Annotated in this window: 10 protein-coding genes; 1 reads left to right on the top strand and 9 read right to left on the bottom strand. The window is 47.7% G+C overall.

Features of this window, described 5'->3' with window-relative positions:
- Positions 1–109: 109 nt before the first annotated feature.
- Positions 110–1,108, top strand: a complete 999-nt coding sequence (locus tag NQ502_RS12780; protein ID WP_028529917.1) for a LacI family DNA-binding transcriptional regulator — start codon at positions 110–112, stop codon at positions 1,106–1,108.
- Positions 1,109–1,413: 305 nt separating this feature from the next.
- On the opposite strand, the gene NQ502_RS12775 is transcribed toward NQ502_RS12780, so the two are convergent.
- The 9 genes from NQ502_RS12775 to NQ502_RS12735 all read right to left on the bottom strand — a co-directional run bounded on the left by NQ502_RS12775 (position 1,414) and on the right by NQ502_RS12735 (position 11,802).
- Positions 1,414–2,400, bottom strand: coding sequence for an ABC transporter permease (locus tag NQ502_RS12775; protein ID WP_044983371.1), 987 nt, complete (start codon positions 2,398–2,400; stop codon positions 1,414–1,416).
- A 1-nt stretch (position 2,401) separates the two neighbouring features.
- Entirely contained in the window at positions 2,402–3,907 is a 1,506-nt protein-coding gene (locus NQ502_RS12770; RefSeq protein ID WP_242830281.1) for a sugar ABC transporter ATP-binding protein, read from the bottom strand.
- 85 nt (positions 3,908–3,992) lie between these two features.
- Positions 3,993–5,024 carry a sugar ABC transporter substrate-binding protein gene (locus NQ502_RS12765; protein WP_028529304.1) on the bottom strand — a complete coding sequence of 344 codons (1,032 nt, stop codon included), beginning with the start codon at positions 5,022–5,024 and terminating at the stop codon, positions 3,993–3,995.
- A gap of 151 nt (positions 5,025–5,175) precedes the next feature.
- Positions 5,176–6,627 carry a hypothetical protein gene (locus tag NQ502_RS12760; RefSeq protein ID WP_028529303.1) on the bottom strand — a complete coding sequence of 484 codons (1,452 nt, stop codon included), beginning with the start codon at positions 6,625–6,627 and terminating at the stop codon, positions 5,176–5,178.
- Positions 6,624–7,697: a sensor histidine kinase gene (locus tag NQ502_RS12755; RefSeq protein WP_049898252.1), complete on the bottom strand. Its 1,074-nt coding sequence runs from the start codon at positions 7,695–7,697 to the stop codon at positions 6,624–6,626. The genes NQ502_RS12760 and NQ502_RS12755 overlap by 4 nt, the downstream gene beginning before the upstream one ends.
- Positions 7,698–7,705: 8 nt before the next feature.
- Positions 7,706–9,328, bottom strand: coding sequence for a response regulator (locus NQ502_RS12750; RefSeq protein WP_028529302.1), 1,623 nt, complete (start codon positions 9,326–9,328; stop codon positions 7,706–7,708).
- A gap of 152 nt (positions 9,329–9,480) precedes the next feature.
- Complete coding sequence (locus NQ502_RS12745; RefSeq protein ID WP_028529301.1) at positions 9,481–9,864, bottom strand: VOC family protein; 384 nt, start codon at positions 9,862–9,864, stop codon at positions 9,481–9,483.
- Positions 9,865–9,895: 31 nt separating this feature from the next.
- Complete coding sequence (locus tag NQ502_RS12740; RefSeq protein WP_028529300.1) at positions 9,896–10,666, bottom strand: DeoR/GlpR family DNA-binding transcription regulator; 771 nt, start codon at positions 10,664–10,666, stop codon at positions 9,896–9,898.
- Positions 10,667–10,746: 80 nt separating this feature from the next.
- Positions 10,747–11,802 carry a zinc-dependent alcohol dehydrogenase gene (locus NQ502_RS12735; protein WP_028529299.1) on the bottom strand — a complete coding sequence of 352 codons (1,056 nt, stop codon included), beginning with the start codon at positions 11,800–11,802 and terminating at the stop codon, positions 10,747–10,749.
- Between the last annotated feature and the right edge of the window lie 3 nt (positions 11,803–11,805).

Raw genomic sequence — 11,805 nt, 5'->3', positions numbered from 1 at the left:
GTGTGTTTTCCACAAAATACAAATTTTTCATTTGATCCTCTTCCCTTTTTTATTGTTTTGGTATAATATTAACTTGTTATTTCGTAAATATTTACCGGGAGGCGCACGCATGACTACAATTAAGGATATTGCTGAGGCAGCAAATGTCTCAAGTGCCACTGTTTCACGGATTCTCAATCAGGATTCCTCCTTAAATGTTACACCCGAAACCCGTCAGAAGGTTCTGGAAACTGCCAAGGCACTAAACTATATAAAAAAAAGACGTTCTGTCAAAACGTCTTACGCTCTCGGTATCGTCCAGTGGTTTTCCGCCCAGCAGGAAATCGATGACAGTTATTATCTCAGGATTCGTCAGGGCATCGAGGATTACTGCCGTGATCACTGTATCCACGTGATCAGGACCTATAAAGCCGATCTCGGATATGCCGAGCAGCTCAAGGGAGTTGATGGTCTGATCTGTATCGGAAAATTCAGTGAAAAAGAAATTGAATATTTTCGAAATATTACAGACAGCATCCTGTTTCTGGATATGGCAGTCGACAATATTGATATTTCCACGATTACGCTGGATTTTGAACAGGCTGTCCGGTCTGCACTGCAGTATCTTACCGGACTTGGTCATCAGAAGATCGGATTTTTGACCGGAAAAGAGTATGTTTCTGAGTCCGAACCTTTTACCGATATGCGCCGAGAAGTCTTCATTCGTTTCTGTGAGGAGCACAGCATCGATTATCAGCCTTATATGAAAGAAGGCGCATTTACCGTAACCTCCGGCTATGAAATGATGTCGGATCTGCTGCAGGACGCAGCCCTTCCAACAGCCATATTTGCAGCAAGTGATCTGATCGCCATCGGCGCCTTAAAAGCGCTGAACGAACACGGACTGTCCGTTCCGGAAGATATCTCGCTGATGGGATTTGATAATATCACGATGACGGAGTTTACGACTCCGCCGCTCACGACGCTTCACGCTCCGGCCTATGAGATGGGGAATTACGGTGCACACATTCTGTACCATATCCTGACTCCCAAAAGCCAGGCAGCTATGAGGATCAAACTCCCCTGCCGCCTGATCGAGCGCGCGTCGTGCAAAACACTGCTTCCTTAAATATTTTACATACTAATGAGCAGAAGCCCTGTATGGATCATTCCATACGGGGCTTCCGCCATTTAGAAGAATTGAAAAGAATATAATGATGCCAGGGTCAAAATGTCAAATACCGTTCATGCTTGCATGATAAGGCATTTGATCTTGGGACCCGCCAAACATGAGGAAGAAGCGATTTACTCAGTAAATCAGCGGATTCCGAATGTTTACAGGATTGCGGGAGCACGAGGTGCGGAGCAAGCCGTAGGCATCAGTTGGGGTCAAAAGGTCTTTTGACCCCAACATCATATAATTGGTTTAATTTTTTATTGACGTGCCTGTGCAAGTCTTCTTGATTTCTCTTCCTGCTTGCCGCGGACCACATCCACGAATACCGCAAGGATTACCACCAGTCCGAGGATCATCTTCTGGATATCCGACTGTGCCCCCAGAAGATTCAGTCCGTTGTTCAGGACAGCGATGATCAGCGCACCGATCAGAGTACCGCCTACACTGCCGCGGCCGCCGTTAAAGGAGGCTCCGCCGATGACACATGCAGCGATCGCATTCATCTCATAACCGTCACCGGCATTCGGATATGCAAGGCTGACACGTCCGATCATCACGATGCCGGCAAGTGCTGCGAGAAGACCGGATAAGATGTATGTCAGGTTTAACAGCGGTTTCACCTTGATACCGGACAGACGCGCCGCTTCTCTGTTTCCGCCGATGGAATAGATATAACGTCCGAATGCCGTTCTGTTCAGGAATATGGACGCCACAATGGCTACCACAATGACAAGGATAAAGCAAATCGGAAAACCGGCAATGTTCTGATATCCGAGCCACATAACACCATCCGGAAAACCTGACATGGATGCCGAACCCGTAATCCAGAGGCAGAATCCCCGAATCACCAGCTGTGTTCCGAGAGTCGATACAAACGGATGCGGAAGATCCAGCTTCGTGAACAGAAGTCCGTTGATCAATCCGATGACCAGGCCGCAGAGCATACCCACCAGCAGCAGCAGAAAGGTATTTGTAATACCGCCTTTGATCATAATACCCATCATACAGCCGGAACAAGCGATCGTTGCACCGACAGACAGGTCAATTCCCCCAGTCAGGAGTACAAACAACATACCGAAGGATACCAGCGCATTGATGGCCGCCTGCCTCAGAATATTCAGAAAATTACTTGTCTTAAAAAACTGATCAGTTACGACGGTCAGCAGCACGCACAGAACAAGCAATGCGATAAGCGGACCTAATATGCTCGAAAATTTTTCATTCTTAAATATTTTATTTTTCATCTCAACCAACCTCCCATGCAGCTTTCATAATACTTTCCTGGTCAAACTCATTGCTGTCCCTTTCGATCTCTCCCGTGATATGGCCATGTCTCATGACGATGACACGGTCGCACATTCCGAGGATCTCAGGAAGCTCTGAGGAAATCATGACAACTGCTTTTCCCTCTCTGACCAGCTCATTGATGATGTTATAAACCTCTATTTTGGCTCCGACATCGATACCGCGGGTCGGTTCATCAAAGATAAAAATGTCTGCATCCGTGTTAATCCACTTTCCGATTACGACTTTCTGCTGGTTGCCGCCGCTTAAGTCTCCGGAATTTTTATTAATACTGTCTGTTTTGATCTTTAACTTTTCAACAGTGTCTTCCGCCTGTTTTCTCAGTTTATCGTCATCCACAAACAGACCCCTGGATAGACTTCCCATATTGACCAGTGCGATATTTTTACTGATACTCTCAGTCAGTACCAGCCCCTGGCCTTTCCTGTCCTCTGTCAGGAAGGCGATTTTACTCTTGATAGCCTCCCCGGGACTTTTGATTGTGCATTTCCGCCCGTCCACGTACACTTCTCCTCCGTCGATCGGATCTGCCGCAAAGATACCTCGGAACACCTCCGTACGCCCGGCACCTACCAGTCCTGCAAATCCAAGGATCTCACCGCGCCGTACCGAAAAGCTGATATCGTTATACACGCCCTTTCTGGTAAGATGTTTCACTTCCAGCGCCACGTCTTTGATCTCTGCTTCCACTTTCGGATACAGGTTGTCGAGGCTTCTTCCCACCATATAAGTGATCAGATCATCCTGCGTCATCTGGTCCGTATCCATCGTTATCACGTGCTTTCCGTCACGCATGACGGTCACGACATCACACAGCTCGAAGATCTCTTCCAGCTTGTGGGACACAAACAGGATCGCCATTCCCTGACTCTTCAGCAGATTGACTGCCTTAAAGAGCTCCTTCGTCTCCTGCTCGCCCAGACTCGACGTCGGCTCATCCAGAATCAATACCTTCGCCTCCTGGAGGATAGATTTCCCGATCTCGATCATCTGCAGCTGGCCCATACCCATGTTGCCGCAGATCTTCGTCAGGTCGATGTCCTGATTCATAGATTTCATGACTTCCTTTGTCTTCTGATTCATATACGTATAATCCAGAAAACAGGAATTTCCTTTATGTTTCATATTTCCAAGAAACATATTGTCTGTCGCATTCAATTCGGCCACAATATTCAGTTCCTGATAAACGCATGCAATGCCTCGTTTTTTGGCATCCAGCGGTCCGGAAAATGTCACTTCCTGACCTTCACAGAAGATTTTTCCTTTATCTGGTTTATGTACGCCGGTAAACGTCTTGATCAGTGTGGATTTTCCTGCACCGTTCTCACCGATCAGTCCGTGGACCTCTCCCTTCTTCAGCGCCAGTGAGACTCCGTCCAGTGCGCGCACACCCGGAAAGTTTTTTACGATATCTTTTAATTCTACGGCTATACCCTGCTCCTGCAAACACTCCACCTTCATTTCTATTCGAATTTTTAAAACAAATGGGCCGCCGTGGCAGCCCATCTACTACTCGTTTCTCAGCTGATGATTATTCCTTGTAATCCTCATAATTCGATGCATCGATGATCTCAACGTCCACCGGAATCTGACGTTCATACGTCTCGCCTTTCAGCGCGCCGACGCCGCACATCACGCTGTCATAACCCATCTTATACGGCTGCTGAGCGATCGTCATCTCCATGTTGCCCTGCTCGATCTGCTGAATCGCCACCTGGAATCCGTTAAAGCTGCAGACTTTGATCTTGTCTGTTGCATTGTTCTGTTTGATCGCCTGGATTGCACCCATAGAAGCGTCGTCATCTGTACACATCACGGCATCAATACCATCCACACCGTATTTCTGGAACCAGTCTTCCACCTGTGAAGCGGTGAGGTCTGCGGAGTTATCACAGTACTGAAGATCCAATACGTTGCACCCTGCTTCTTCCATCGCATCCTTATAGCCTTTTGAGCGTTTTTCATGATTATCGTCACCCTGCTGTCCGGTTGCGATCACAACATTTGCGCCTTCCGGCAGCCTGGATGCAAATTCTTTTGCGCCTTCAAAAGCAGCATCATAGTTTGCCGTTCCCACATAAGTAACCGGGTTTTCGAAGTTCGGTGAATCCGTATCTACGAGGACCACCTTGATATCTTTTGCTACCGCATCGTTCAGAACGTTGAGCACTGAATCTGCGATATTCGGGTCTACCAGCAGGATATCCACATCCTGAGAGATAAAGTTCTCAATCATCTGTACCTGCTGTGCAGCATCTGTGATATCATCCGGGGCGATACAGGAGATCTTTGCTCCGATCTCTTTCGCCGCATCCTCGGCACCGTCGATAACCTTATTCTGGAATTCATCGTACAGCTTCATGACCACGCCGATCGACAGTTTACTCGTATCGAGTTCGCCTGATTCGCCTGCATCGGAACCTTCGTCACTCTTCGCCTCCGTGCTCTCCTGAGCCTTGCTGTCCGTGTCCCCGGAAGTTTCTTTGGAATCCGAACTGCCTCCGCAAGCCATCATCGAAAATATCATACATCCGGCTACCAACATTGCTAACATCTTCTTCATATTTCTTCTCCTTCTTGTCAGTCATCGTTTCCTGTTCTCAATCATCTTCAATTCGTATCGATACGTTTTTTGTAAATTCATTGTAACAGTACTTTTACAAATACAACACTTACGTTTTTTAGAAAAAGGTGTACGATTTTTGGAAACTTCTTTATTCAAACAGCTGTCTGATATCCTGCCGGTTCTTTTCATACATTTCCCCGCCCTTCATCACGATCGTCCGCTCCCCCATGATACTGGCCTCTGAGACTGACATCGTCAGGATGATAACTGCAATGCCGCTGTTCACCGCAACGCGGATCAGATGCTGTGTTAATTTCTGGATATTATAGTCAGCTGCCGAGAACGGCCTCAGGCAGACGATGACACGGGGGCGATAAAGAATCCACCGGTAATATGCTGCTTTTTGAAGCAGGTAAGGCCCGGCCTTGTAGACGGATTTATGGAGCTCCTCACTGTCAAACTCTCCTGTGGCGAGGAGTTCTTCCTCCAGGCATTTCATATATTTCGGCGAAAATCCATTGATTCCAAGTTTCCTGGACATCACCATCGAGATATTATCCAGAATCGAAGCATCAAAATATGAATATGCCTCATAGGAGTTTTCTTCGATGATGCCAATTCCATGTTCAACCGCATCACTGAACATCCGCGGCCGGAACTCTTTCTCCAGTATGTATATCTTGCCCTTTCTCACCGGAACATCACCGCTCAGGATGTCCGCGAGTATCCTCCAGTTCCCGGTATCCATGTTCACGAAATTTACGATCTCTCCCTCATGCACCTCAATGCTTATGCGCTCACAGCGGTCGGTTTCCACATCTGAAAACCGCAGCACGGTGCGCCCCACGCTTCTTGTTTCTGATAAAGAATCGTTCACATTAAAGCTTTCCAGAAGTACCGTATACAGATGTTCCAGACTGTATCTCTGTCTCAAAATCCGATGCCGCGTCCTCCCGTGGGAGAACACATACATATACTCCGTATATCCGAACAGCACCCTGGTATGATTGGAGACGATAAGAAAATCCATGCCAAGCTCTTTCAGCCTCAGTATCAACCCGAAAAATTCTGTGATGGTCTCCTCGGTAAAAAATTCATCCATGTCTGATATGACAACCAGCTTTTTCCCCGAGACATAGGCATGGATCAGTTCCACTTCCTTTCGCTGGTGTAACAGAAGGTTCCCGATCATTTCCTCCGGATCTATGCTGCATCCAAGCTCCTGAAACAGCTGACCCGCAGACGCACAAAGTTTGCCCGTCCCTGCGATCAGCCTGATTCCCCCATGCAGCACAAACACATACTCCTTGACCCTCAGCTGCCTGACGCAGCGGTCTTTCCGGTTCATGGCGAATACATGCTCCTGCAGTATCCTGTCATACGTATCCCAGGAAAGTTCCGTATCCTCAAAATAAACCCATCCGTAATCGAGCCGCAGATCCCCCGATAATATATCAACCAGACATTTCCTTTCCAGATTGTTCTCCACGATCAGCCCGCAGATCTCATCACGGTAGATCTGAATCGAAAAATCCAGGATCCGCTCGGTGATCCCCGTCTTTTTAATGCCGCTTTGTATTCTCAGTACTTCTTTTTTCAACGCACTCCCTCTTCCTGGTTCATCTCTATCTTCTTCATATACTTTTTCGCCGCCTCCTCATCCAGATATGGCAGCGTGATCCTTATCTCCGTCCCGGAATACGTTGATCCCAGTACATGCAATCCATACTGCGTGCCAAAGAGCAGCTTTATCCGGGCATTCACATTGCGCAGCGCGATTCCTGACTTTTTCTTGGAAAATGCAGCCGTAATCTGCTTATCCGGTTCCTGGAACATGCGGTTCAATTCGATGATTTTTTCCTCATCCATTCCGACGCCGTAATCGCGTACGGAGATAAATACCCGTGTGCTCGTCCTCTCAATGTCAATCTCGATCGTTCCCTCCCCGATCGTAGCCTCCAGTCCGTGCTGGATCGCGTTCTCCACAAGGGGCTGAAGCGTCAGTTTGAGGATCCTGCACTGAAACAGCAGTTCTTCATCGTCGCAGTGTATTTCCAGATTAATGCGCTCCTCAAACCGGTATTTCTGAATCAGAAAATAATTTTTCACACTGTCCAGCTCGTCCGCCAGCGTCACGATGTTCTCCTTGTTGGTGATGGTATAACGAAAGAATTTCGCCAGAGCCTCCGACATTCCCGCAATCGATGCCTGTCCCGCCAGCAGCGCTTCCGCCCGGATGGATTCCAGAGTGTTGTACAGGAAATGAGGGTTGATCTGATTCTGCAAAGCGAGATATTCCACCTGTTTTTCCGCCATATTGACGGCGTGGTTGCGGTCTATCATAACTGCAAACTTTTCCAGCGCCTTTTTCATCTCCTCGTCCATGGAGAAATTATTGTGAAATACCTCATCATAGATATACCCGTGGTTAAAAAGCTCAAACGCCTGACTCAGATTTTTCATAGGCCCCAGGATATACAGTTTTCCCGCAGCATAGGAACCTGCAATCGCCAGCCCTGCCGCAACTGCAAACACCACTTCCAGGGTCTCGGAAAAAGCAATTTTATTGGCGGCTGCCAACAGCAGAAGCACCAGCAGTATCCCCATCACGACATACATGCCGCGGATCCAGAACTTCAGTTTCCCATACCAGAATTCTGTCTTTTTCATAGCGCCTCCTATCCGAAAAATTTGCGGTACTGCGAGGGCGTCAGTCCGCTGACTTTCTTAAACTGTTTCGAAAAATATTTGGCGTCCCCGATTCCGATGAGTTCCGGTATATCATTGACCTTAATTTCCTTGTTCTTCAACAGCTCCCTGGCCTTCTCCATACGCACCTGAAGAATATACTCTGTCAGCGTCTGTCCGGTTTCTTTTTTAAACATGGTAGAAAAATATGCGGAATTAAACCCCGCCATCTCACTCATTTCTTCCAGCTTGATCTGCTGGGCGTAATGATTCTGAACATAAGATTTGACCATTTTAATCGGTTTGATCTCTACCATACGGTTCTGCTCAATTTCCTTCTCAATGATCATACTGATCAGACCCAGAAACTTTTCGAAAACTTCGTCCACCGAAGTGCAGCGGTAAAACACATGCCGAAACTCTTCCCTCATCCACTCCTCACTGCTCATCATTTTATTCTTTTTTAACTGCAGCACAAAAAGCCCGAACAGCTCCTTCAGCGCAAGGTAGATTGAATTTCCATCGCATTCCTGCCTGCTCCTGCATACTTCGTTCAGGATTCCAAGCTGCTGTGCGATTCCGTCCAGATCATACATGTCGGTCATTTCCAGAAAACGGTTCTTGAAATCACCGTCTGTCAGCGTGTAAGGATCAAAAACCTTCGCCTCTGATTCTTCGTCCACCCCGATGATCTTATCACTGCCAAGGCAGATACGGTTCAGTATGGCGCTTTTCGCATCCGACAGCGACTGTCCGATCTGCCACAGCTCTTTTGCCTCGCGCCCAATTCCCACCGTCACATGGATGTCCTGAAAGATTTCATGCAGATTTGCCGTATTGACGCGGATGTGTTTCAACCGCCAGCGAAATTCATGGATTCCCTCCGCCGGATAGTTCAGGAGGACATAAGTGCCCAGATCATGTTCATATGTAATGATTTCAAAACATTCTTCCATAAATTCTTTCCTGCTGATCTCTCCGACTTTCCTCGTGATCTGGCGATAGATCAGATCATATTCTTCCGTCTCCTCAAAATCCGGCTTTACCAGCAGCACCCGGAAACACCCTGGCTGAAACCTGCAGTGGTATCGGCTGTTGATTGACTCCAGATCCCGGCACTGCAGATCATCCAGCTCCTGACTGACCAGATTCTTCAGAAATGTCTGCTTGATCTGCGTAGACTGCTGCTGCACCTTATTTCTCAATATATTGACATTCTGTTCATGTTCCTGATTTTCCAGTCTCTCCGCAGCCACCCGCTGCAGTGTCTCCTCCAGCTCATCTTTCTGGACCGGTTTGGAGAGATAATCACGGACGCCGTATCGAATGGCCTTCCTCGCATACTCAAAGTCCTGATAACCACTGATAATAATAAAGTGTATGTCCTGCTTCCGCTGCTGAACCTGCTGTATCAGTTCCAGGCCGTCACATCCGGGCATCTTGATGTCTGTGATGATGATCGCCGGTTCCAGTTCCTCAACCAGGCGAAGGGCGTCTATACCGTTATATGCCACGCCCGCGACTTCGAGCCCCATTTTCTCCCAGTCCACCAGAAACTGAATCAGCTGACAGATCTTCTTCTCATCGTCCACAATAATAACCTTCATTCCCATAGCTTTCGCCTCCTTCAGGATGCACTCACCCCATATTACTATCACTATACCAGATTTGACGGGAATTACTTTAAGTTTATTGTCTACATCTGCTGGAATTTCCTGTAAATAAAAAAGCACCCGGCTTTCGCTCAGACGCTTTTTCAAATTTCCTATAAATATTGGGCAAACTCAATCTTTTCCTGATTTGGTCCCTCCGCGATAAAATATCGAACCCCGTTTTCCCAGAAAGACAGATGAGTGATCGGTTCCAGAATTCTGACTCCCAATGACTCAACATAAGCAAAGGCCTCATCCAGGTCCTTCACATCAATGGCAAAATGGTCGATCACACCGGGACACCCGGCGGGGCTTTCACACTCGTAAGTCTCCAGCACCAGCTCCTTCAGCTTCAGAAACACCACCGGAATCCCTCCGTTATCTGTCCTAAGCACCGGCTCAAATCCAAGCTTTTTGTAGAATTCCTCTGTCTCTTTCATATCACTGGCGGGTATCCCTATATGCTGCAGTCCGTTAACATTATCCATCCACTCCATGTCTGCACTCCTTTTTTATAACCGACACAGGTCATTCCTTCTCTTCCGTATTCACAGTTATCACATTCACTTCTTTTTCCAGGCTCTCCATGACCCTGCAGTCCAGCTGATCATCGGTCAGCAATCCTGTGATTTCACTCCATTCTGCGTATTTCACAATCGCCTTGGTGCTCGCTTTGCTGCTGTCAGCGAGCACGTAAGACTTAGCGGCATTCTGCAGCATCCTTCTTTTTACATCCGCCTCCGGAAAATTCTCCACGCAGGGTCCGCTGGAATCCAAAAATCCGCTTGTTCCCAAAAATGCCAGATCCGCATGTACATGGTCAATGCAGTAAGCCGCCAGCATTCCCGTGGTTGCCCCGCTGACCTGACGGATTTCACCACCGATAAGGATCACCTTGATCTCATTGGCGTTCATCAGTTCCGCGATCGGTGTGAAATTCGTAACTACAATGATATCCTTTCGCATGATCAGCTGGCGGGCCAGCTGGTAGTTCGTACTGCCCGCATCGATAAAGATCACACTGTGAGAAGGGATCAGCCGGGCAGCTTCTCTTGCTATCTTCTTCTTCGTCTCTATGAATTTTTCCGATTTCCGGGAATATGCACTGGCACTGGTCTCCACCAGCACTTCCGCAGAACCTTTATTTTTTTTGATAAATCCCTGGGCTTCCAGCTCCAACAGATCTTTTCGGATGGTCTCCGTACTCACCTGAAACCTTCGCGCCAGGTCCCCTACCTTTACTTTGCCTTTCTGCAATAATAAATCAGAGATTTCCCGTCTTCTGTCTGATACAGTCATAGCTTCCTCCCTTGCAATCTGCCACTGTTCTTCTACTAACTATAGCTGATGACAGGATATGTTTTCAAGTGATTTTGCAGTTATTCATAGGTAATTACGATTTTTTTTGTGGGAACATGCTTCTCTACCATCTCAAACGCATCCAGGATCTGTGAAAACGGTACCCTGTGAGAGATATAATCGCCTAATATTATGTTTCCCTGACGCACCCACTCCACAATCTGCGGAAATGCCGCGGCCTGCTGTTCCTTTACCGGTACATGTAAAAAACGTAGTGTCCAGTTCTGCGGCGCATCTTTCCAGGACAGCTGCATCTCCTTTTCGGGACATATTCCGTATACACAGATCTGTCCGTTTTCTTTCAGCAAATACATGGCTGTGTTAATAATTCCATTCACACCCACTGCGTCCAGCACGTAGTCCACACCTTCCGGGACGAGCCTGCGTATATTCTGTACCACATCCTCCGTGCTGCTGTTCACAAAGGCGTCCGCCCCTGCCCTCTTGGCCTCTTTTCTCTTCTCCTCCAGGACATCCACGGAAATCACCGTTTGGACTCCCAGAAGTTTCATAAGCCTGATAAAGGTCATACCCACAGGGCCGGCGCCAAATACTGCAACCCTGCTTTCCCGGTCAAAACCAAAGTTCCTGACAGCAGCCAAAACCTCGCAGAACGTGATGATCATGACACCCTCCACAGGATCAATATCATCGGGCAGAACCTGCTGTGTATAATAGGCATCCCAGAATTCGGGATGTCCCGGACCCTTTCCCTCTTCCATCATCACCTCGTAATCCCTGGCCACTGTGTACTCAGAATAACCGCTCCAGAAGGAATAATATCCTGCATATTTCCCGTCTGTATCCGTCTCCAGAAACGGCACCATGACCCGGTCCCCTTTCTTGAAGCGCTTCACTTTTTTTCCGACAGCAATGACTTCCCCGACCGCCTCATGACCCAGAAGACAGGGATACTGGTTGATCCCTTTAAATTCGCCATGCAGGATCTTCATATCAGTTCCATTACAAATGCCGCTGGCAATCGTCCTGGTCAGCACACAGTCATCCCCAATTTCCGGTACGGGCAGATCTACAACCTCTAATTTATGATCTGTTGTTACAACTAAAGATTTCATATA

The organism is Ruminococcus gauvreauii (assembly GCF_025151995.1).
Taxonomy (GTDB): domain Bacteria; phylum Bacillota; class Clostridia; order Lachnospirales; family Lachnospiraceae; genus Ruminococcus_G; species Ruminococcus_G gauvreauii.
This window is presented reverse-complemented; position numbering and strand designations above follow the sequence as displayed.